Here is a 22,123-nt window from a genome sequence, read left to right on the forward strand (position 1 = left end):
GAGCGGAAACGGAAAAATTCCGGAAGCTTCCGCGAACCTAGGTAAAATACGTTTTTAACCAGCTTACGAAACAACATGTCTGCCAGCGCAGTGAATGTGAACCCCGGGCGCAACGTCGTCGTCGTGGGTACCCAATGGGGTGATGAGGGCAAGGGCAAGATCGTCGACTGGCTGACGGACCACGCTCAGGGCGTCGTTCGCTTCCAGGGCGGTCACAATGCCGGCCACACGCTCATCATCGGCGGCAAGAAAACCATCTTGCGTCTGATTCCGTCGGGCATCATGCATCCCGGCGTCGCGTGCTATATCGGCAATGGCGTCGTGTTGTCGCCGGAAGCGCTGTTCAAGGAAATCGGCGAACTCGAAGCCGCCGGCGTCGACGTCCAGAAGCGCCTGTTCATTTCCGAAGCCACCACGCTGATCCTGCCGTATCACATCGCGATCGACCAGGGCCGCGAAGCGCGCCGCGGCGCAAGCAAGATCGGCACGACCGGCCGCGGCATCGGCCCGGCCTATGAAGACAAGGTCGCGCGCCGCGGCCTGCGCGTGCAGGACCTGTTCGACGCGCCGGCTTTCGCCGAGCGTCTGCGCGAAAACCTCGACTATCACAACTTCGTGCTCACACAGTACCTCGGCGCTGCCGCGGTCGACTTCCAGCAAACGCTCGACACGATGCTGAGCTATGCCGACCGTCTGAAGCCGATGGTCACCGACGTGTCGCGGCGTCTCTACGACGTCAACGCGAACGGCGGCAACCTGCTGTTCGAAGGCGCGCAGGGCACGCTGCTCGACATCGACCACGGCACCTATCCGTTCGTCACGTCGAGCAACTGCGTCGCGGGTGCCGCGACGGCAGGCGCGGGCGTCGGTCCGCAAAAGCTCAACTACATCCTCGGCATCACGAAGGCGTACTGCACGCGTGTCGGTTCGGGCCCGTTCCCGAGCGAACTGTACGATGCGGACAACGCGTCGCGCCAGAACCCGATCGGCCTCGAACTCGCCACCGTCGGCAAGGAATTCGGTTCGGTCACCGGCCGTCCGCGCCGCACCGGCTGGCTCGACGTCGCCGCGCTGCGCCGCTCGATCCAGATCAACGGCGTGACGGGTCTGTGCATGACCAAGCTCGACGTGCTCGACGGTCTCGACGAAGTGAAGCTGTGCGTCGGCTACACGGTCGACGGTCAGAACGTCGATCTGCTGCCGCGCGGCGCGACGGAAGTCGCGCGCTGTGAACCGGTCTACGAAACCTTCGCGGGCTGGAAGGAAAGCACGGTCGGCATCAAGGAATGGGACAAGCTGCCCGCCAACGCGCGTGCCTATCTGACGCGCGTGCAGGAAGTCGCGGGCATTCCGATCGACATGGTGTCCACCGGTCCGGATCGCGACGAAACGATTTTGCTGCGTCATCCGTTTAAGGTCTAAGCGATGCAAGGTGTACCAATGATCGCGATGAAAGATCCGCGTAACGACGACAAGAACCTGTGGGTCGGCTGGGACGAATATCACCGGCTGATCGAGGTGCTCGCACTTGCCGTGCACGAATCGGGCTGGAAGTTCGACAAGATCCTGTGCCTCGCGCGAGGCGGTCTGCGCGTCGGCGACCAGCTGTCGCGCATCTACGATCTGCCGCTGGCCATTCTCGCAACGAGCTCGTATCGCGAGGCGGCCGGCACGGAGCAGGGTGAGCTCGACATCGCGCAATACATCACGATGACGCGCGGCGAACTGCACGGCAACGTGCTGCTCGTCGACGACCTCGTCGACTCGGGCGTCACGCTCGCGCGCGTGCAGCAGCATCTGAAGGAACGCTATCCGGCAATTACCGCGGTGCGCTCGGCGGTGCTGTGGTACAAGGGCTGCTCGAAGGTGAAGCCCGACTACCACGTGCAGTACCTGCCGACCAACCCGTGGATTCATCAGCCGTTCGAGGAGTGGGACACGGTGCGTCCGCATAACCTCGGCGCGTGGATCAAGCGCGGCATTGCCCAGGCCGGGGAGGCGTCGGGCAATTGACGCGGTGCCGCGCGGGTCATGCTTTGCCGCATCGGATCTCGCGCGTCATCGCCGTGTCACAAAACGGAGCCCGGTCGGGCTCTTTTTTTTGCGTCAAACGCCGCGTCGGAACGCCCGCACGGCGGCAGACGCGTCCAAATCCAGTGCTAAACTGCGCGGACATCCACGTGGCGCATCCACAACAAGCCGGGCGGTACCGGATGGGCAGTTTAAAATAGCGGTCGCTTTTTCCGCCCGGGAACGGATTTCCTCGCGTCCATGACAGATAACAATCACGTACACAAACAGCCGCTGCCTTCTCTTGCGATTGCCGCGATCGGAGTGGTGTTCGGCGACATCGGTACGAGCCCGTTGTACTCGCTGAAGGAAGCCTTCAGCCCGTCGCACGGTATCCCGTTGACCGAACAGTCGATCCTTGGCGTGATCTCGCTGCTGTTCTGGGCGATCGTGATCGTGGTCGGCATCAAGTACGTGCTGTTCGTGATGCGCGCCGACAACAACGGCGAAGGCGGCGTCCTCGCGCTGATGGCGCTCGCGCTGCGCTCGGTCGATCAGAAAACGAAAATGGGCGGCGTTCTGATGATGCTCGGCATCTTCGGCGCCTGCATGTTCTACGGCGACGCGGTGATCACGCCGGCGATCTCGGTGATCTCGGCGGTCGAAGGCCTGGAAATCGCCGCGCCGCATCTGGCGCATCTGGTCATTCCGCTGACCATCGTGATCCTGATCGTGCTGTTCTGGATCCAGCGGCACGGCACGGCAACGGTGGGCCGTCTGTTCGGGCCGATCATGACGCTGTGGTTCCTCGTGCTCGCCGCGCTCGGCTTGTGGCACATCATGCAATCGCCGAACGTGATTCAGGCGCTCAATCCATACTACGCGTACACCTTCATGGCCGCGCACGTGCTGCAGGCCTACGTGGTGCTCGGCTCGGTGGTGCTGGTGCTGACCGGTGCGGAAGCGCTGTACGCGGACATGGGTCACTTCGGCGCGCAACCGATCCGCATGGCGTGGTACGTGCTCGTGATGCCGTCGCTGGTGCTGAACTACTTCGGCCAGGGCGCGCTGCTGATGCACGATTCGAAGGCGATCGAAAATCCGTTCTTCCTGCTCGCGCCGGACTGGGCGCTGTTGCCGCTCGTCGTGCTGTCGACGGTGGCGACGGTGATCGCGTCGCAGGCGGTGATTTCGGGTGCTTACTCGCTGACGAGCCAGGCGATCCAGCTCGGCTACGTGCCGCGCATGAAGGTCCTGCACACGTCCGAACTCGCGATCGGGCAGATCTATGTGCCGGTCGTCAACTGGATGCTGCTGTTCATCATCCTGTGCATCGTGATCGCGTTCAAGAGTTCCGACAATCTGGCGGCCGCGTACGGTATCGCGGTGACGGCAACGATGGTGATCACGACGATCCTCGCCTGCGTCGTGATGGTGAAAGTGTGGAAGTGGAACAAGCTGCTTGTCGGGCTCATCATCGGCGTGTTCATGGTCGTCGATCTGGGCTTTTTCGGCGCCAACCTGCTGAAGGTCGAAGAGGGCGGCTGGTTGCCGCTGTGCATCGGCGGCCTGCTGTTCTTCCTGCTGATGACGTGGTTCAAGGGCAGGATGATCGTGAAGGAACGCACGGCCGCAGACGGTATTCCGTTGATGCCGTTTCTGCAAGGCCTGCTCGCGCATCCGCCGCATCGCGTGTCGGGTACCGCGATCTATCTGACCGGCAGCGATTCGCTGGTGCCGGTGAGCCTGCTGCACAATCTGAAGCACAACAAGGTGCTGCACGAGCGCACGATCTTCCTGACCTTCGTCACGCGCGACATTCCGTACGTGAAGGACGCCGATCGCGTGACCGTGAAGGACATGAACGGTGGCCTGTGGCTGGTGAAGGCGGCCTACGGCTTCAACGAAACGCCGGACGTGAAGGCGGTGCTGCTCGAAGTCGGACGCACGCACGACATGACCTTCGAATTGATGGACACGTCGTTCTTCCTCGCCCGCGAAACGGTGGTGCCGACGCAATTGCCGGGCATGTCGGTGTGGCGCGAGCGGGTGTTCGCGTGGATGCACCAGAACGCGGCGAAGCCGACCGACTTCTTCAGCATCCCGGCTAACCGGGTCGTGGAACTGGGGACGAAGATCGAGATTTGACGGCCCGCGCGTGACGTGCGGGAGTGCAAACAAGAAGCCCACGCAATGCGTGGGCTTCTTGTTTATGCGGGCGCAACCGCTCTATCGCGCGACGCAGTCATGCACGGACCGGTGCACGTACAACGTAGTGCACCGGTCCGATACGCTCACTTCTGCTTGAGCTTCGCAAACGCGGCCGCCATCGCACCGCCCGGCTCCGGTTCGCGCGAGCGCTGCGGCGCACCGCGTCCCGCCGCGCCGCGGTTGCCGCCACCCGAGCCGCCGCGATCCTGCTGAGCACCGCCGCCGCTGCGAGCCGCCGCCACGCCGGGTTCGTCGTCGAGACGCATCGTCAGTGCAATCCGCTGGCGCTTCACGTCGACTTCGAGCACCTTGACCTTGACGATCTGACCGGCCTTCACGACTTCGTGCGGGTCCTTCACGAACTTCGTCGACATCGCCGACACGTGCACGAGACCGTCCTGATGCACGCCGACGTCGATGAACGCGCCAAACGCCGCGACGTTCGTCACGACGCCTTCGAGCACCATGCCCGGGATCAGGTCGCTGACCTTCTCGACGCCTTCGCGGAACGTCGCGGTCTTGAATTCGGGGCGCGGATCGCGGCCCGGCTTTTCGAGTTCGACCAGGATGTCGCGCACGGTCGGCAGACCGAAACGTTCGTCGACGAATTCAGCGGGCGACAGTCCGCGCAACGCGTCGCGATTGCCGAGCACTTCGCCGACCTGTTTGCTGATCTTCGCGAGAATGCGCTGGACCACCGGATACGCTTCCGGGTGCACGGACGAACGGTCGAGCGGATTCTCGCCGTTGTTGATGCGCAGGAAACCGGCGGCCTGCTCGAAAGTCTTGTCGCCGAGGCGGGGCACTTTGCGCAGATGATCGCGCGACGGGAACGGCCCGTTCGCATCGCGATAGTCGACGATGTTGCGCGCGAGCGTCGCGTTCAATCCCGACACCCGAGCGAGCAGCGCGACCGACGCGGTGTTCGCATCGACGCCGACCGCGTTCACGCAGTCTTCGACGACCGCGTCGAGCGAGCGCGCGAGTTCGCGCTGGTTCACATCGTGCTGGTATTGGCCGACGCCGATCGCCTTCGGCTCGATCTTCACGAGCTCGGCGAGCGGGTCCTGCAGACGTCGCGCGATCGACACCGCGCCGCGCAGCGACACGTCCATGTCGGGGAATTCTTTCGCGGCGAGTTCGGACGCCGAGTACACCGACGCGCCCGCTTCCGATACGACGATCTTCTGCAGTTTCAGCTCCGGATGACGCGCGATCAGTTCGCTCGCGAGCTTGTCCGTTTCACGCGACGCGGTGCCGTTGCCGATGCTGATCAGCTCGGCCTGGGTCTGCGCGGCGATTCGCGCGAGCTTTGCGAGCGAGCCGTCCCAGTCGCGGCGCGGCTCGTGCGGGTAGATGGTGTCGGTCGCGAGCACCTTGCCGGTGCGGTCGACCACCGCTACCTTCACGCCGGTGCGCAGGCCCGGATCGAGACCGATCACGGCCTTCGGACCAGCGGGCGCCGCGAGCAGCAAGTCCTTCAGATTGCGCGCGAACACGCGAATGGCTTCATGCTCGGCTTCGTCGCGCAGATTGGTCAGCAGCTCGTTTTCGAGGTGCGGCTGCACCTTCACGCGCCAGCACCAGCGGCACACGTCGGAGAGCCACTTGTCGGCCGGGCGGTTCTGATTGGCGATGCCGAAATGCCGCGCGATCAGCGCTTCGCCCGGATGCGGCACCTGCGCGTCGAGCTCTTCGCCGAGACCGAGCTTGATCATCAGCACGCCGGCATTGCGGCCGCGGAACAGCGCGAGCGCGCGATGCGACGGCACCGTGCGGATCGTTTCGGCGTAGTCGTAGTAATCGCGGAATTTCTCTTCTTCCGCGGTTTCCTTGCCTTCCACGACCTTCGACGACACCACGCCCTGGTTGAACAGATAGTCGCGCAGCTTGCCGAGCAGCTCGGCAGTCTCGCCGAACTGTTCGGACAGGATGTCGCGCGCGCCGTCGAGCGCGGCCTTCACATCGGCGACGCCTTTCTCTGTGTCCACGTACGCCGCGGCTTCGGTCTGCGGATCGAGCAGCGGATTGCCGAGCAGCGCGTCGGCGAGCGGCTGCAAACCGGCTTCGCGCGCGATCTGCGCACGCGTGCGGCGCTTCGGCTTGTACGGCAGATAAAGGTCTTCCAGCACCTGTTTGCTGTCGGCGCCTTCGATCGCTGCGCGCAGTTCGTCGGTGAGCTTGCCCTGTTCGTCGATGCTCGCGATGATCGCCGCGCGCCGGTCTTCCAGCTCGCGCAGATACAGCAGGCGTTCCTCGAGATTGCGCAGTTGCGTGTCATCGAGATTGCCGGTCACTTCCTTGCGGTAACGGGCGATGAACGGAACGGTCGCGCCTTCGTCGAGTAGTTCCACCGCGGCCGCGACCTGGCGCGGCTGGACGGACAGTTCGGTGGCGATGCGCTGGACGATCTTGAGTGCTACGGTTTCCGTCATAAGGTCTTGGTGTTCCTGCGGACTCAGTGATGGGCCGCGCGCGGGCGGCAAATCGGGACAGGCCGGGCGTGCGCCGCGACCAGGCTGCTAGAGCGGGGCATTTTGCCATAAATGCCAAAGGGCTCAACCGCGGGGTGTTAGAATTTCGGGCATGTTCCGTTGACCCTCTACGACGTTGCCAATCTCCTTGTCCCTCAACCGCCTGGTCTCTTCGCTGGCGTCAGGTTCGCTGCCGGGTTCGTCTCGGGGTTCGTGTCAATTGCCGCTGGTTTCATTGCGCTGGATCGGTCCGTCGGTTGTAACGGCCGCTGCGTCGTGCGTGATCGCCGCTACGCTTGCCGTGCCGGTGTCGGCCGCAGCGCAGAGCGTGACGCCCGCGCAAGGTGCGGCGCCTGTCGCGGCATCGGGCCCGCAAGCCGCCGCAACGGCCGACCGCCCCCAAAGCGCAAGTGACGCAGCCGCGCTGGACAAGTCGTTCGACGAGCGGCAACAGGTGCTCAATCAGCGCACCGACGACAACAACTATCAATTCGCGGTCGCGCAGCACAACTGCTATAGCCGCTTCTTCGTCAATCACTGTCTGAATCGCGCGCGCGACGCGATGCGCAGCGTGCAGGCGGACATCCGCAAGGAACAGCTCGCACTCGACGCCGAGCAGCGTGCGCAGCGCGCCCGCGAGCGCGACGAACGCACCGCATTGCGGCGTGCGCAAAACGAGGCGGAAGCGCCGCAGCGCGCCGCCGAAGACGCGCGCAACGAACAGGCGTATCAGGAAAAGCAGCGTCAGCACACGCTCGATCAGGCGCAGCGCAACGCCGAAGCACCGCAGCGCGAAGCCAACGCGCAGGCCTACCAGGACAAGCAGCGTCAGCACGCGCTCGACCAGGCGCAGCGCAACGCCGCGGCGCCGCAGCATGAAGCCAACGCTCAGGCGTACGAGCAGAAGCAGCGTCAGCACTCGCTCGACCAGGCGCAGCGTGGTGCCGCGCCGGCGCAGTCGGCGGTCAATCAGAAGGCCTCCGACCAGAAGCAGAGCGACTACCAGCGCCAGCTCGAGGAAGCGCGTCAGCAGGGCGCGCAAAAGGCCGCGGAGCGCCAGCAGAAGCAGGAGAATTTCGAGCGGAAGCAGGCCGACGCCGCGCAGCACAAGCTCGATGTCGAAGCGCGTCAGAAGCAGGCCGCCGAGAAGGCCGAGCAAAAGCGTCAGGACGATTTGAAGCAGCAACAACAGCTCGAAGAGCAGCAAAAGCAGCAACAGGAACAACAGTAAGCGTGCTGTAGTGGCTGTGCCGTAGAGTAAGCACTGGCGGCCGTAGCAGGACCGCCGAAGTCGCCGTAATGCGTTTTGAGCCGGACAGCAACCTCAGGCATCGGGCCGCGCGCACGCGGTTCGTGCCGCCGACTAGAGGAGGCGAGCATGCGCGATCGTCATCACGTCATCGACGCAAACACACTTCGCGACCGCATTCTGCAACTGGAATCGGAGCATAGTGGACTCGACCGGTTGATCGACCGGATGTCGGATGAGCCCGGCATCGACGACTTCGAGTTGCAGCGCCTGAAAAAGCGCAAACTCAAAGTCAAGGACACCATCATCTTGCTGCAATTGCAGCTCGAACCGGACGCGCGCGCCTGAGTTCGCGGCCTGGCAGGCGCCGGGCGCGCAGCGCGCGAGCCGGATTTAGCAGGAACGCTTGCCTTGAATTCACCGCATGACACTTCATCCCGGGCCACGCCGGAGAACGCATCTGCACCGGGCACGCCGGCGCCGCGCGCGGCAGCGTCGATGCCGGGCGTGTCGCTGAGCCGGAGCCGCGCGAGCGAGCTCGACGACATCTTCGCCGACAACGGTCTGCTCGCGCGGCAGATCGACGGTTATCGGCCGCGTGCGTCGCAGATCGAGATGGCGCGCGCGGTTGCGGCGGCGATGGAAGCGTCGGGCCGCGCGATGCCCGAGCCCGCGATGTTCGACACGCAGAAGCGCCCGGCGCGGCGCCTGCAGCAGACCGGCGCGGATTCCGCCTCCGAGTCGACCGACGGCAACGCCCAGGCCGATGGCGTCGATGCGGGTGAGAACACGCTGATCGTCGAGGCGGGGACCGGCACCGGCAAGACCTATGCGTACCTCGTGCCGGCCATGCTGTGGGGCGGCAAGGTGATCGTCTCGACCGGCACCAAGCATCTGCAGGATCAGCTGTTCCAGCGCGACATTCCGACCGTGCGCGACGCGCTCGCGGTGCCGGTGTCGGTCGCGATGCTGAAGGGCCGCGCAAACTACCTGTGCCATTACTACCTGCAACGCACCGCCGACAACGGCCGTCTGCCGTCGCGCCAGGAAACCTCGTATCTGCAGGACATCGTGCGCTTCGCGAAGATCACGCGCACCGGCGACAAGGCCGAACTCGCGAGCGTGCCGGAGACGGCGCAAGTGTGGTCGATGGTCACGTCGACGCGCGACAACTGTCTCGGCCAGGAGTGTCCGCACTACAAGGACTGCTTCGTCATGCAGGCGCGCCGCGAAGCGCAGCAGGCCGATATCGTGGTGGTCAACCACCATCTGTTTTTCGCCGACATCATGCTGCGCGATACCGGTATGGCGGAACTGCTGCCGACCGCGAACACCGTCGTCTTCGACGAAGCGCATCAGCTGCCCGAAACCGCGACGCTGTTTTTCGGCGAGACGCTATCGACCGCGCAGTTTCTCGAACTCGCACGCGATTCGGTGGCCGAGGGCCTCGGTCACGCACGCGATGCGCTCGACTGGGTCAAGCTCGGCGCGACGCTCGAGCGCGCGGCGCGTGACGTGCGGCTCGCGTTCAAGGAAGACTCGGTGCGGCTGTCGATCGGCCAACTGCCCGACGATCATCCGCTGTTTGCCGCGCTCGAGACGCTCGAAACCGAGCTCGATGCGCTGGCCTCGGCGCTGGCAGGGCAGGCCGAGCGGGCCGAATCGCTGGGTGCGTGTCTGCGTCGCGCGCGCGAGTTGCAGGACGTGCTGAGCGGCTGGACCACGCCACCCACGAGCACCGAACGCAACGCGGTCGCTGTGCGCGAAGGTGATGCCACCGCAGAGCGCGCCGATCCGAACGAAAAGGTGCGCTGGATCGAGGTGTTCTCGCACACCGTCCAGCTGCACGAGACGCCGCTATCGGTCGCGCCAATTTTCGCCAAGCAGCGTGCCGGCGTGCCGCGCGCGTGGATCTTCACATCGGCGACGCTGTCGGTGCGCGGTGACTTTACGCACTATGCGGCGCAGATGGGCTTGAACTCGAAGCGCTCGATGACCTTGCCGAGCCCGTTCGACTATCCATCGCAAGGGCTGCTGTACGTGCCGCGCAATCTGCCGCAGCCGTCATCGCCGATGTTCACCGATGCCGTGTTCGATGCCGCGTTGCCCGCGATCGAAGCATCGGGTGGTGGCGTCTTCATGCTGTGCACGACGCTGCGCGCGGTGGACCGCATCTCCACGAAGCTGCGCGACGCGATCGAGTCGCGTGGCTGGGACTATCCGCTGCTCGTGCAGGGCGATGCGAGCCGCACCGAGCTGCTCGACCGCTTTCGCGCTTACGGCAACGCGATTCTGGTCGGCAGTCAGAGCTTCTGGGAGGGGGTGGACGTGCGCGGCGACGCGCTGTCGCTGGTGGTGATCGACAAGCTGCCGTTTGCGCCGCCGGACGATCCGGTGCTGGCCGCGCGGCTAGACGCGCTGACGAAGAAGGGCTTGAGCCCGTTCGCCGTGCATCAGCTGCCGCAGGCCGTGATCACGCTGAAGCAGGGCGCGGGCCGGCTGATTCGCGCGGAGACCGATCGTGGCGTGCTGATGATCTGCGATACACGTCTCGTCGATAAACCTTATGGTCGCCGCATCTGGCAGAGTTTGCCGCCGTTCAAGCGCACCCGCGAGATCCACGTGGTCCGCGAATTCTTCGAAGAAAATGCGGTGCCCGGGGCAACTGCCAGATAGAACCGCTGTAGTTCTGCGCTGAAAACAAAACGCCGCTATAAAAAGCGGCGTTTTGTTTTTTAGATGACGAGACAATTATCTGCGCGGCCACCTCGATAAATCGCGCGCCAAAAAGCAAAACGCCACGGAGATGAATCCGTGGCGTTTTGCCTGACTGCCCGGGAAATCGCAACGACTTCCCGAAGCAGTTTTCGCCCAGAGGCGAACCCTACGCGACAGCTTACTGGCTTGCGCCCGAAGCCGGAGCTGCAGCCGAAGCAGCAGCGCCTGCGTCCGAAGCGGCAGCGCCAGCGTCCGAAGCAGCAGCCGTAGCCGAAGCAGCAGCGTCGCTCGCAGCAGCAGCAGCACCCGAAGCAGCCGTTGCTGCGTCCGAAGCGGCAGCAGCCGGTGCCGAAGCAGCAGCTGCGTCGCTAGCCGGTGCAGCGGCTTGATCGTTGCTCTTGTTGCATGCAGCCAGTGCCACAGCTGCCAACAGGGATGCTACGAGGAGGGATTTCTTCATGATCACGTCCTTTTATGGTTTAAAGGTAAGCAACAGCGCAAAATAAAACCGGTAATGTGCTCCAACACCGACCTGGGCCGCTGGTGGAGAAGCTCTTTTGACGAGCTGGAATCTTCCCTACGGCTTGGGCGGAAATTATATGCACTTTCGTACTGACAGTCGATAAATCCGGGGTCAATACGTTGTCTTTCTAATACAAAATTTCACTGTACGGTATAGCACGCGGGCAGACTTAAGCAAGCTCGCCCACCTGTATCCAGCCCGCACGATACCACTCGTGTAGCAGTGCTGTCACCGATGAATCGTGCGATAGTGTTACAAAGCGTTTCGCACTCATACACCGTAGATTTGCGAGTTCAAACAGCCATTTTTTCGCGCCGCCCCACGTCATTTGTTCTCCATTTACGAAGAAAAAACGACGTTCATACAACAGGTTAGTCTTGCGATCGAGCCGCAAACCGGATTTCGACGCCGCGCCGATGAAACGGGCTTCGTTGAGCGGCCGTTGCGGCGGATCAAAGACGACGCTCGGCTTCGGTTCGCTGAGGTACGTGCCAAGGAACGACGCAATGTCCTGCTCATTCCAACGCACTTTAGCAAGCATCGCGCCCACCCGTTCGACGAGCGCCGCGGGCAACTCGGCCGGCCGCTCGACGGCGGACTGCTGGGGATCGCGATAGAGCGCGCCGGCCTTGCCCGCGGCCTCGCCGCGCTCGGCCAGGTGGTAGAGGAACTGCGCGGTCAGTTCGCTCTCGGACGGCGCGCGAAAACCGATTGAGCAGGTCATGCATTCGCCGTCGGCGATGCCGTCGTGCGCGATGTGCGGCGGCAGGTACAGCATGTCGCCGGGCTCCAGTACCCACTCCTGTTCGTGCTCGAAGTGCTGTAAAACTTTCAAAGGCAAGCCGGGCTGCAGGGTGAGGTCTTTCTGCGCGCTAATGCGCCAGCGGCGCTTGCCTTTTACTTGCAAAAGAAACACATCGTAGGAATCGAAATGCGGGCCGACGCCGCCGCCATCGGTCGCATACGAAATCATCAGGTCGTCCAGACGCGCGTCCGGCACGAAACGGAAACGGTCGAGCAACGCGCGCGCACGGTCGTCATGCAGGTCCACGCCCTGCACGAGCAGCGTCCACGCGCGCTGTTTGACGGACGGCAGTTCGTCGGGCGCGAACGGGCCGTGCTCCAACTGCCATTTGTTGCGGAAGTGCGTGATCAGCCGGGCTTCGACGTCGTCCTGATCGGCCAGCTCGAACAACTCGTCGCGCGACAGCGGTGCTTCGATGTCCGGAATCGCCTGGCGAATCAGCAGGGGCTTCTTCTGCCAGTAGCGGCGCATGAATTGCGACGGGCTCAGATGGTTGAGCAGAGCGGTCGGAATGTCGGGCGAGGGCGGAAGAACGGGCTGCGCGGCCGGCTTTGCAGCAGACGGCGAATTGCTTGCCGAACCTGCATCCGCAGGTAGGTGAGTGGGCCGCCTGGGCATCGTATAATGTGAGTTGTATTCTGGAGAATCGAATGAAAATCGCAAAGAACACCGTCGTGTCGGTCGCCTACAAGCTCTCGGATGCGCAGGGCAATCTGATCGAAGAAAGCGAAGAGCCGATGGTCTATCTTCACGGCGGCTATGATGGCACGTTCCCCAAGATCGAGGAAGAGCTCGACGGCCACGAGGCCGGCTTCGAGACGCAGATCCAGCTCGAACCGCAAGACGCGTTCGGCGAATACGATCCCGAGCTTGTGAAGATCGAGCCGCGCGATCGCTTCCCGGAACCGCTCGAAGTCGGCATGCAGTTCGAAGGCACCCCGGAAGATGGCGACGAGGAAATCGATGCGCTGGTCTACGTGGTGACCGACGTCGCTGAAGACAAGGTCGTGCTCGATGGCAATCATCCGCTCGCCGGCATGGCGCTGCGTTTCGCGTTGACCGTCAAAGACGTGCGTCCGGCTACTGAAGATGAAATCCAGCACGAGCACGCACATGGCGCGGACGGCCTCGAAGTTCTCGACGACGACGAAGACGAGGACGAAGAAGACAACTCAAAACCGACCCTGCACTGAGCTTGCGGGTATGCGCGGTGCCGTCGCGGGGACAGGCGGCACCGATGTGGGCAGCGCCGGCGAGGCCGGCAGTATCGACCCCGGCGGCATTGAGATTGCGGGCCCATAGTCGCCGCCGCCTTGGTCGGACGGAATGCGCGGCTGCTGATCCTGCGATTCTCCAGGCGTCTGCAATACGGGCGGCAATTCCGACGCCGGCCCGAACCCTTCCACATTCGGCATCTCCGGCGCACTCGGCATCGACGCGGCAGATTCGTCGCGTGGCGATACGGATGGCAAGACCGGCGGTGTGGTGGGCAGCGGCATCTGCTTCGGCACGTCGCGCACGCTGACCCTGAACGGCGGCTTCCTGCCGAAATCCGCTTCTATCTGAATCCATTGGTTGAGACGATCACGCGGCGCGAATGCGATGCGCGTGAGATTCGTCACGACCATCCCTTTGTCGTTACGTAGCGGCTGATCGATGACGAAACCGCCGGCCGGCCGTTCGTCGTCTGCGTGAATGACGACCACGGGTCCGGGGAACACTTGCGCGAGCTTGACCAGACTGCGCTTGAATTCGAGAAAGCCGTCGCGGCGCGAACTGTGCGCGAAGTGCAGCCAGGCGAATCGTTCGGGTCGCTCGTAGCGCTCCGGATCGAAGTCCCCCTGAACGAACACGACGATCGCGCGAGCGTCGCGGCGCTTTGCGTATTCGGCCGCGTGTTCGAGCCAGAATGCGTTGGCGATCACCCGATCTTCGAACTCGCCGTTGCGGCCGCCCGCGCTCAGATAGTGATTGTTCGGACCCGGCGCGTTCAGGCCGATGAAGACGATGTCGCCGGCTTTGGTGTTCGCTCTTTCGTTGACCACCCAGCGCACGTTTTCGCGGAACGGACGGAAGCGCGATACCTCGCTCTCGCGTGTCAGCGCGATCGGGTTCTGTCCCATCGACGTTGGATCGGCGAACAACGTTTGCCGCAACTGGTCGAGCCGTTCGACCGGATCGAAGCTGCCCGCTTCCGCCGTGCCGCAATCGACCCAGTCATGCTGGCCGGGGATGAAGAAGAGGGCAGCGCGAGAGTTGTCGAGCAGCGCGTGGCGGCGTTCGAACAGCGCGTCGCGGCACACCTCCTTCGGCCCCTTCAGATTGCCGTCGTAAACGACGAAGCGCACGTCGCGCTCGCGGCCGATCGCCTCGAGCAGCCGTTGCGTGGCGGCTTCGTCGGCGGGCCTTTGCATGGTGCCGGAAATCACCGCGAACGCGAGACGCGAGGATTCGGCGTGCGCCGGCGCGTTCCATGCGCACACTGCCGCGAGCACGACGATCCCGCCTGTCGGTGCGAGCACGTGGCGCAGCGCCGCGCGAAGCCCGCGCGGGCGTGGCGGGGGGCTCGGCGTGTCAGTGGTCGGCATCCGGCGCGACGGCCAGTTCGTGCAGTTCGTACAGCAGATCGAGCGCTTCGCGCGGCCGCAGATCGTTCGGATCGATGCCGCGCAGACGCTCAACGAGTGTCTGCATCGCGGGAGACGAAGGCGCTGCGTCGCTCACCGCCTCGTGGTCGTCGTCCGCATCTTCGGCGAGCATCGCGGGCTGCGTCGCAAACAGATCGAGTTGCGGCGCGGGCTGTGCGGCCGATTGCTGCTCCAGATGCGCGAGATGCTTGCGCGCCGCGCGGATCACCGCGTTCGGCACGCCGGCGAGTTGCGCGACCTGCAGACCGTAGCTCTGATTGGCCGGCCCTTCGTCGACTGCGTGCAGGAACACGATGCCGTGCCCATGCTCGACCGCCGACAGATGCACGTTGGCCGCATGAGGAAACTCCGCGGGCAGTTGCGTCAGCTCGAAATAGTGCGTCGCGAACAGCGTGTAGCAGCCGTTGTGGGATAGCAGGTGGCGCGCGATCGCCCATGCGAGCGCGAGGCCGTCGAACGTCGACGTGCCGCGGCCGATCTCGTCCATCAGTACGAGGCTTTGCGGCGTCGCGTCGTTGAGGATCGCGGCGGCTTCGGTCATCTCGACCATGAAGGTAGAGCGGCCGCCCGCAAGGTCGTCGGCTGCACCGATGCGCGTGAAGATGCGGTCGATCGGTCCGAAGGCCGCGCGCCGCGCCGGCACGTAGCTGCCCACGTAAGCGAGCAGCGCGATCAGCGCGGTCTGGCGCATGAATGTCGACTTACCGCCCATGTTCGGACCGGTGATTAACAGCAGCTTGCGCTCGGTCGTGAGTGAACAATCGTTGGCGATGAACTGCTCGACCTGCGCCTCGACCACCGGATGACGACCCTGCTCGATGTCGATACCCGCGTTCACCGAGAATGTCGGCGCAACCCAGTCGAGCGCGCGGGCGCGTTCGCCGAACGCGGCCAGCAGATCGAGCTCGGCGAGCGCGAGCGCGACGCGCTGACAGTCGGGAATGAACGGCAGCAGCGATTGCAGCACAGCGTCGTACAGTGCGCGTTCGCGCGCAAGCGCGCGTTCCTGCGCGGACAGCGCCTTGTCCTCGAAGGTTTTCAGCTCGGGCGTGATGTAGCGCTCGGCGTTCTTCAGCGTTTGCCGGCGGCGATAGTCGTCCGGCACCTTATCGGTCTGGCCGCGTGTGACTTCGATATAGAAGCCGTGCACCTTGTTGTACTCGACGCGCAGATTGTTGATGCCGGTGCGCGCGCGTTCGCGCGTTTCGAGATCGATCAGGAACTGTCCGCAGTTCTCCGAAATATCGCGCAGTTCGTCGAGCTCGGCGTCATAGCCACGCGCGATGACGCCGCCATCGCGCACCATCGCGGCCGGCTCCTGCGCGACTGCGAGTTTGAGCAAGTCGACGCACGCGTGAGGCGGTTCGAGCGCCGCGTCGATGCGCGCGAGCGAATCCGCGTTCGATGCCACCGCCGCGAGCTGCGCGCGCAAAGCGGGCAGCGCGATAAACGTATCGCGCAGGCTCGACAGATCGCGCGGTCGCGCCGACAGCAGCGCAAGACGTCCGGTGATACGTTCGATGTCCGAGATCTGCCGCAATGCGCCACGCAACGAATCGAGATCGGTGCCGGGCGGCGCGTCGAGCAAGGCGCCGATCGCCTGTTGGCGCGCCTGCGCCACCGCCGAATCGCGCGGCGGATGATGCAGCCAGTGCCGCAGCAGGCGGCTGCCCATCGTCGTGCAGCAGGTGTCGAGCAGCGAGCATAGCGTCGGCGCTTCGGTGCCGCGCAGGGTTTCAGTGAGTTCGAGGTTGCGGCGCGTGGCCGGATCGAGGCCGATGTATTCGGATTCGGATTCGACCTTCAGGCTGCGCACATGACGCAGTTGCTGGCCTTGCGTGGACGCCGCGTACAGCAGCAACGCGCCGGCCGCGCCGCACGCGCAACCGAGCGAATGCGCGCCGAAGCCGTCGAGGCTCGAGACTTCGAGCTGATCGCACAGGCGCTTCGTGCCTGACGTGATATCGAAGTGCCAGGCCGGCACGCGCTTGAGAGCGCTCGCGTTGACAGGCGGAGTCCAGCTGGTCGAATCGGCGGTGGCATCGGCTACCAGAATTTCCGCGGGACGGATGCGCTCCAGCGCGGCGGCGACCTGATCGGGCGCGACTTCGGCGAGGCGCAGCGCGCCGCTCGCGAGATTGAGCCAGGCGAGACCGACGCTCGTCGCGATGCCGCGGCGATTGTGCGCGACGCACAGCGCGAGCAGATAGACGTCGCTCTTGTCGGACAGCAGCGCCGCGTCGGTCAGTGTGCCCGGTGTGACCACGCGCATGACCTTGCGCTCGACCGGGCCTTTCGACGTGGCCGGGTCGCCGATCTGTTCGCAGATCGCGACCGATTCGCCGAGCTTCACGAGCTTGGCCAGATACTGTTCGACCGCGTGATGCGGCACGCCGGCCATCTTGATCGGATTGCCTGCCGATGCGCCGCGCTGCGTGAGCGTCAGGTCGAGCAGACGCGCGGCTTTCTCCGCGTCGTCGAAAAAGAGTTCGTAGAAGTCGCCCATCCGGTAGAACACCAGCGTGCCCGGATGCTCCGCCTTGATGCGCAGGTACTGCTGCATCATCGGCGTGTGTTGTGCGACGTCGTTGGCCGCTGCGGTTTGAATGCCCATCCTTCGTGTCTTCTTGCGGTAGATGCTCAGGGCGTGAGTTTAACCCGTCGGCGCGGCGAGCGGACCCTGGCCGAACGGACGATGCACAACCCGTCAGGCGGATGGCAGCATGACCGATTCGATCGAAGCGTGCGATTCACGCCGTCGAGCCGCGTCTCGTGCCGTCATTGCCGGAGCCTTGTGATGCATTCATTCCCCGATCATCGCCCGCATGTCCACCCTGCGTTCGTTCGCGGCGCTGCGGCGTTTCGCGAGCCACATCAGCAGCGTGATGAAGCTGCCGAACACGACGATGATCCACTGCGCGGGCATCTTCGCCGTGAGCAGCAGCGCGTACACGCCGAGCATCAGCAGCACCGCGAGATTCTGGTTGAAATTCTGCACGGCGATCGAGTGACCGGCCGACAGAAGCGTCGCGCCGCGATGCTGCAGGATCGCGTTCATCGGCACGATGAAAAAGCCCGACAACGCGCCGAGCACGATCATCAGCGGATAGGCCAACAGGATGTAGTAGGGCGCGACGTGCGTGCCGAAGCGCAGGCCCGCGCCGGCCGGGAACAGGTCCTTGTTGTAGAAGGCCATCGCGATCGCCACCGCGCCCGTCAGCACGCCGACCGGCAACACCTTCAGCGAGCGGCGCAGCGGAATCAGCGCGGCCGCGCCTGCCGCGCCGATCGCAATGCCGAAGCCCGTTACCCCCTGCATCACCGCTGCTTTCGACAACGACAGCCCGAGGTTCACGTTCGCCCATTTGAGCACCAGCAGCTGCATCGTCACCGCGCCTCCCCACATCAGCGTGGTCACCCACAGCGCGATCTGCGCGAGCCGGTCGGCCCACAGCACGTGAAAGCAGTGATGGAAATCGCCGAGCAGCTTCTTCGGCTCGCTCAGCCGGTTCGGATAGCGCGCGCCGGTGTCCGGAATGAAGACGTTGATCGCGGCGGCGATCGCGTAGGTGAGCATCACCGCGCCCATCGCGAGATCGGCCGCCGAGCGGATCAGCGGCACATGCACACGCGTGACGAAATGCTCGACGACCGTACTGATCAACGCACCGCCGAGCATCGTGCCGACGATCGTCGACAGCACCGTCGCCGATTCGAGCCACGCGTTCGCCTGCACGAGCTTTTCCGCGGGCAGCAGCTCGGTGAGGATGCCGTACTTGGCGGGCGAATAGGCGGCTGCGCCGAAGCCGACCACGCCGTAGGCGATCATCGGATGAACACCGACGATCATCATCAGGCAGCCGCTCGCCTTCAGCGCGTTGGAGATGAACATCACGTGGCGCTTCTGCATCGAGTCGGCGAACGCGCCAACGAACGGCGCGAGCAGCACGTACGAGATCGTGAAGAAAATCTGCAGCAGCGGCGTGACCCACGCGGCCGAGCGAATCACGGAAAGCAGGGCGATCGCAGCAATCAACAGCGCATTGTCGGCCAGCGACGAAACGAACTGTGCCGCGATGATCGTGTGGAAGCCTTTTTTCATGGGCAGGTTGGAGGCTGCGCGCGGGGTGGAAGTCGGGCAGGGTCAAAGTGGCAGGAAGCAGGGAATGGTCCCGGTCGAGTCCCGCCGTGAATGACTCCCCGCCTTTTAGCACGGAGCACCACGCACTGCAGCGCCGCCAACAAAAAAGCGGCCGAAGCCGCTTTTCTGTACAACCGTTATGCGATGCCGCGGACCGGCCGCGGCGGCGCACCTTACGCCGACGGCTGGCGTGTGCGGCTGTAGCGCGACAGGATCGGGATCATCTGCGCGTAGATCTTCGGGTTGCCCGCGACCACTTCGCCGACGTGCAGGAACTCCGAATCGCCGGTGTAGTTGCCGACCAGACCGCCGGCTTCCGTGATCAGCAGGCTGCCCGCCGCGACGTCCCATGCGTTCAGGCCCTGCTCGAAGAAGCCGTCCATGCGGCCGGCCGCGACGTAGGCCAGATCGAGCGCGGCGGCGCCCGGACGGCGCAGGCCCGCGCAGGCTTCGGTCATCTCGGCGAATTGGCGGCCGTACGATTCGAGGTTGTCCGACTGGCGGAACGGGAAACCGGTGCCGATCAGGCCGTCGGCGAGGCGGTCGCGCTTGGCGACGCGCAGGCGGCGATCGTTGAGGAACGCGCCACGGCCGCGCGATGCGGTGAACAGATCGTTGTGGTTCGGATCGTAGACGACGGCCTGGGTGATGATTCCCTTGTGCGCGAGCGCAATCGACACGCAGTAATACGGGAAGCCGTGGATGAAGTTGGTGGTGCCGTCGAGCGGATCGATGATCCACTGGTATTCGGAATCTTCGTCCGACTTGCCCGACTCTTCGGCGAGGATCGCGTGATCGGGATAGGCGGTCTTCAGCGTTTCGATGATCGCCGCTTCGGACGCTTTATCGACCTCCGTGACGAAATCGTTGTGCTGCTTTTTGCTGACCTGAATCAGGTCGAGATCGAGCGATGCGCGATTGATGATCTGAGCTGCGCGGCGCGCGGCCTTCACAGCGATATTGAGCATGGGATGCATAAACTGATCCTTGTGCCGGGGCAGCAAGGCTGCCGGCCGGTAAATGAGCGCGAAACCCGAATTGACGGGCGCCGCAACGACGCAAAAACAGCACGGAACGGCGGGCCGGCTATCGAACCGGAGCGCCTTCCGTCGACGGAGACGAATTGAATAAGAACGGTGCGACCGGTTCGACGGAAAGCTTCAGCAGACGTCGGCGCCGGACGCGAAAAGCGGTATTTTACCTGAGTCCGGGCGCCCTCGCGCAGGCGCCCGCTCACGTACGGCCGATGTGCCGCGCTGCCGCCCGCCGGTGCCGATCAGACGCTGCGTCCTCGTACGCGCGCATGGCTCGCGCGTACGTCCGATTCGGCATAGGCGCCCGTTGGCGCTACCATACGCGTCTTGAGTCCTAGCCAGTCGAGTTTCATCGTGGATCACACGCACCATTCCTCCGACCCCGCCGTGGCCGATTTGCGCGGCGGCTTCACATCGACGCGTTTCGTGCTGGTCGAGCCCAGCCATCCGGGCAATGTCGGCGCCGCGGCGCGCGCGTTGAAAACCATGGGTTTTTCGCGGCTCGTGCTGGTGTCGCCGCGCGTGCCCAACGTGCAGAACGATCCCGAGGCGATCGCGATGGCGAGCGGCGCCGACGACGTGCTCGCCTCCGTGCACGTGGTGCCGACCCTCGCCGACGCGCTGACCGGCGTGCACTGGTCGATCGCGCTGACCGCGCGGCTGCGCGAATACGGTCCGCCGCAATGGACGCCGCGCGCGGCGGCCGCCGCCGCGCACGGAGAGGCGACCCATGGCGAGATCGCGCTGGTGTTCGGCAACGAGCGCACGGGTTTGTCGAACGAGGACGTCGAGCGATGCAGCGCGATCGCGCATATTCCGGCCAATCCGGCCTATAGCTCGCTCAATCTCGCGCAAGCGGTGCAGGTGCTCGCCTACGAGTTGCGCACCGCGTACCTCGGCGTGGATGAAACGACTGACGGCGGGCCCACCGCGGCAGCCGTCGCAGTGCAGTCCGAATCAGCCGGTACGCGCGCGCAGATGGCGGCCAGCGACGAGATCGAAAGCATGTTCGCGCATCTCGAAAGCGCGCTGGTCGCGCTCGAGTTTCTCGATCCGGCCAATCCGAAGAAGCTGATGTCACGCTTGCGGCGGCTCTTCGCGCGCTCGGGCCTCGAGCGTGAGGAGGTCAACATCGTGCGCGGCATCGCCAAGCACATCCTGCTCAAGACCACGCGGACCGACTGACCTCCATTGACGGCGCATCACGGCTCACCTGATGCGCCGCCTTCATCTGACGACAACCTTGCAGGCGACGGGGACTTCCGGCAGGTTTCGCGCAATCAACCTACAATCCACGAAACGTCAGAAGCAAAGCTGCCGCCGAGCTAAGCGGCAGCGATGCCGTCATGTGTGGCGCGCAAGCGCCAGGCGCGCGGAGCCGCGCACGCAGACGGCTTTTCCCCCAACAACCCAGTCCCTGCCATGTTCACGAGACTTCGCGAAGATATCGCCACGATCCGCGAGCGCGATCCCGCCGCCCGCAGTGCATGGGAAGTGCTCACGTGTTATCCGGGACTGCACGCGCTCGTGCTGCACCGGATCGCGCACGCTTGCTGGCGCGCGAAGCGCCGCTGGCTCGCACGTTTCGTGTCGCAGATGGCGCGCTTCATGACCGGCATCGAGATCCATCCGGGCGCCACTGTCGGCCGGCGCGTGTTCATCGATCACGGCATGGGCGTCGTGATCGGCGAGACCGCGCAAATCGGCGACGACTGCACGATCTATCAGGGTGTGACGCTCGGTGGCACGTCGCTCACGCGGGGCGCGAAGCGGCATCCGACGCTCGAGCGTGGTGTGATCGTCGGTGCGGGGGCGAAGGTGCTCGGCGGCTTCACGGTCGGCGCGGACGCGAAGATCGGCTCGAACGCGGTGGTGACGAAGCCGGTGCCCGCGCGGGGCACGGCGGTCGGCAATCCGGCGCGGATCATCATGCCGGCGGCGTCGGTCGCCGCGAACGCGAACGGCGCGAACACGAATGCGAGCAACGCCGCGCGTGATGCCAAGCGCGGCAGCGAAACCAGCGCGTTTTGCGCATACGGCATCACGCCCAATGCGGACGATCCGGTATCCCTTGCGATTCACGGGCTGATCGATCATGCGGCTACCCAGGCGCGACGTATCGATGAAATCGTCGATGCACTCGAGCGACTCGGCACGAGCCTCGAAGGGCTGCAAGGCGCGGATGCGGCGTTGCTCGATTTGCGGCGGCTGTCGGCGGCGATCGCGGGGAAGGTGGAGGGGGCGGCGGAGCGCTAGCTTGCGGCGCCCCGGCGGCGCGAAGCGCACGCCAGACCTGCCGGGTCAAACCTG

16 protein-coding genes are annotated in these 22,123 nt (G+C 64.5%); 9 read left to right on the forward strand and 7 right to left on the reverse strand.

The genetic code is table 11. The features are described 5' to 3' along the window. Nucleotides 1–75 precede the first annotated feature (75 nt). From EVC45_RS18605 to EVC45_RS18615, 3 genes are all read left to right on the forward strand, one after another. Complete coding sequence (locus tag EVC45_RS18605) at nucleotides 76–1,422, forward strand: adenylosuccinate synthase (RefSeq protein WP_129959425.1); 1,347 nt, start codon at nucleotides 76–78, stop codon at nucleotides 1,420–1,422. A gap of 18 nt (nucleotides 1,423–1,440) precedes the next feature. Then, nucleotides 1,441–2,013, forward strand: a complete 573-nt coding sequence (locus EVC45_RS18610) for a phosphoribosyltransferase (RefSeq protein WP_129959427.1) — start codon at nucleotides 1,441–1,443, stop codon at nucleotides 2,011–2,013. A 258-nt stretch (nucleotides 2,014–2,271) separates the two neighbouring features. After that, nucleotides 2,272–4,158 carry a potassium transporter Kup gene (locus EVC45_RS18615; RefSeq protein ID WP_129959429.1) on the forward strand — a complete coding sequence of 629 codons (1,887 nt, stop codon included), beginning with the start codon at nucleotides 2,272–2,274 and terminating at the stop codon, nucleotides 4,156–4,158. Nucleotides 4,159–4,304: 146 nt separating this feature from the next. Here EVC45_RS18615 and EVC45_RS18620 read toward each other — a convergent pair whose 3' ends face one another. Then, nucleotides 4,305–6,656 (reverse strand): Tex family protein, encoded by a 2,352-nt coding sequence (locus EVC45_RS18620; RefSeq protein WP_129959431.1) that lies wholly within the window; start codon nucleotides 6,654–6,656, stop codon nucleotides 4,305–4,307. 259 nt (nucleotides 6,657–6,915) lie between these two features. On the opposite strand from EVC45_RS18620, the gene EVC45_RS18625 reads away from it, so the two are divergent. The 3 genes from EVC45_RS18625 (at nucleotide 6,916) to EVC45_RS18635 (ending at nucleotide 10,620) form a co-directional block, all read left to right on the forward strand. Then, nucleotides 6,916–7,926: a hypothetical protein gene (locus EVC45_RS18625; RefSeq protein WP_248295181.1), complete on the forward strand. Its 1,011-nt coding sequence runs from the start codon at nucleotides 6,916–6,918 to the stop codon at nucleotides 7,924–7,926. A gap of 147 nt (nucleotides 7,927–8,073) precedes the next feature. Further along, nucleotides 8,074–8,292 carry a DUF465 domain-containing protein gene (locus tag EVC45_RS18630; RefSeq protein ID WP_013089766.1) on the forward strand — a complete coding sequence of 73 codons (219 nt, stop codon included), beginning with the start codon at nucleotides 8,074–8,076 and terminating at the stop codon, nucleotides 8,290–8,292. 63 nt (nucleotides 8,293–8,355) lie between these two features. After that, nucleotides 8,356–10,620, forward strand: coding sequence for an ATP-dependent DNA helicase (locus EVC45_RS18635; protein WP_129959433.1), 2,265 nt, complete (start codon nucleotides 8,356–8,358; stop codon nucleotides 10,618–10,620). Nucleotides 10,621–10,840: 220 nt separating this feature from the next. Here the strand turns inward: EVC45_RS18635 and EVC45_RS46760 are convergent, their stop codons facing one another. Both EVC45_RS46760 and EVC45_RS18650 read right to left on the reverse strand, forming a co-directional pair. Continuing rightward, entirely contained in the window at nucleotides 10,841–11,122 is a 282-nt protein-coding gene (locus EVC45_RS46760) for a hypothetical protein (RefSeq protein WP_129959435.1), read from the reverse strand. Nucleotides 11,123–11,354: 232 nt separating this feature from the next. Continuing rightward, on the reverse strand, nucleotides 11,355–12,608 hold the full coding sequence (locus tag EVC45_RS18650) for a cupin domain-containing protein (RefSeq protein WP_129959437.1): 1,254 nt from the start codon (nucleotides 12,606–12,608) through the stop codon (nucleotides 11,355–11,357). A 32-nt stretch (nucleotides 12,609–12,640) separates the two neighbouring features. On the opposite strand from EVC45_RS18650, the gene EVC45_RS18655 reads away from it, so the two are divergent. Beyond that, nucleotides 12,641–13,183: a peptidylprolyl isomerase gene (locus EVC45_RS18655; protein WP_129959440.1), complete on the forward strand. Its 543-nt coding sequence runs from the start codon at nucleotides 12,641–12,643 to the stop codon at nucleotides 13,181–13,183. On the opposite strand, the gene EVC45_RS18660 is transcribed toward EVC45_RS18655, so the two are convergent. The 4 genes from EVC45_RS18660 to EVC45_RS18675 form a co-directional block, all read right to left on the reverse strand. Beyond that, complete coding sequence (locus tag EVC45_RS18660; RefSeq protein WP_129959442.1) at nucleotides 13,163–14,578, reverse strand: hypothetical protein; 1,416 nt, start codon at nucleotides 14,576–14,578, stop codon at nucleotides 13,163–13,165. The two genes, EVC45_RS18655 and EVC45_RS18660, sit on opposite strands and share 21 nt — an antisense overlap. Next, the gene (gene mutS / locus EVC45_RS18665) at nucleotides 14,565–17,252 is read right to left on the reverse strand and encodes a DNA mismatch repair protein MutS (RefSeq protein WP_129959444.1); all 2,688 of its coding nucleotides are present in this window, start codon (nucleotides 17,250–17,252) and stop codon (nucleotides 14,565–14,567) included. The genes EVC45_RS18660 and mutS overlap by 14 nt, the downstream gene beginning before the upstream one ends. Before the next feature lie 189 nt (nucleotides 17,253–17,441). Further along, nucleotides 17,442–18,740 carry a lysophospholipid transporter LplT gene (gene lplT / locus EVC45_RS18670; RefSeq protein WP_129959446.1) on the reverse strand — a complete coding sequence of 433 codons (1,299 nt, stop codon included), beginning with the start codon at nucleotides 18,738–18,740 and terminating at the stop codon, nucleotides 17,442–17,444. 212 nt (nucleotides 18,741–18,952) lie between these two features. Beyond that, a complete protein-coding gene (locus tag EVC45_RS18675) occupies nucleotides 18,953–19,756 on the reverse strand; it encodes an inositol monophosphatase family protein (protein ID WP_129959448.1) in 804 nt (267 codons plus the stop codon). A gap of 411 nt (nucleotides 19,757–20,167) precedes the next feature. Between EVC45_RS18675 and EVC45_RS18680 the strand changes: the two genes are divergently transcribed. Together EVC45_RS18680 and cysE are read left to right on the forward strand one after the other, a co-directional pair. Then, nucleotides 20,168–20,998, forward strand: coding sequence for an RNA methyltransferase (locus EVC45_RS18680; protein ID WP_129959450.1), 831 nt, complete (start codon nucleotides 20,168–20,170; stop codon nucleotides 20,996–20,998). Nucleotides 20,999–21,235: 237 nt separating this feature from the next. After that, nucleotides 21,236–22,069: a serine O-acetyltransferase gene (cysE, locus tag EVC45_RS18685; protein ID WP_129959452.1), complete on the forward strand. Its 834-nt coding sequence runs from the start codon at nucleotides 21,236–21,238 to the stop codon at nucleotides 22,067–22,069. Nucleotides 22,070–22,123 lie beyond the last annotated feature (54 nt).

Origin of the sequence: Paraburkholderia sp. UYCP14C (assembly GCF_004197395.1) — a bacterium.
In the GTDB taxonomy this organism is placed as follows: domain Bacteria; phylum Pseudomonadota; class Gammaproteobacteria; order Burkholderiales; family Burkholderiaceae; genus Paraburkholderia.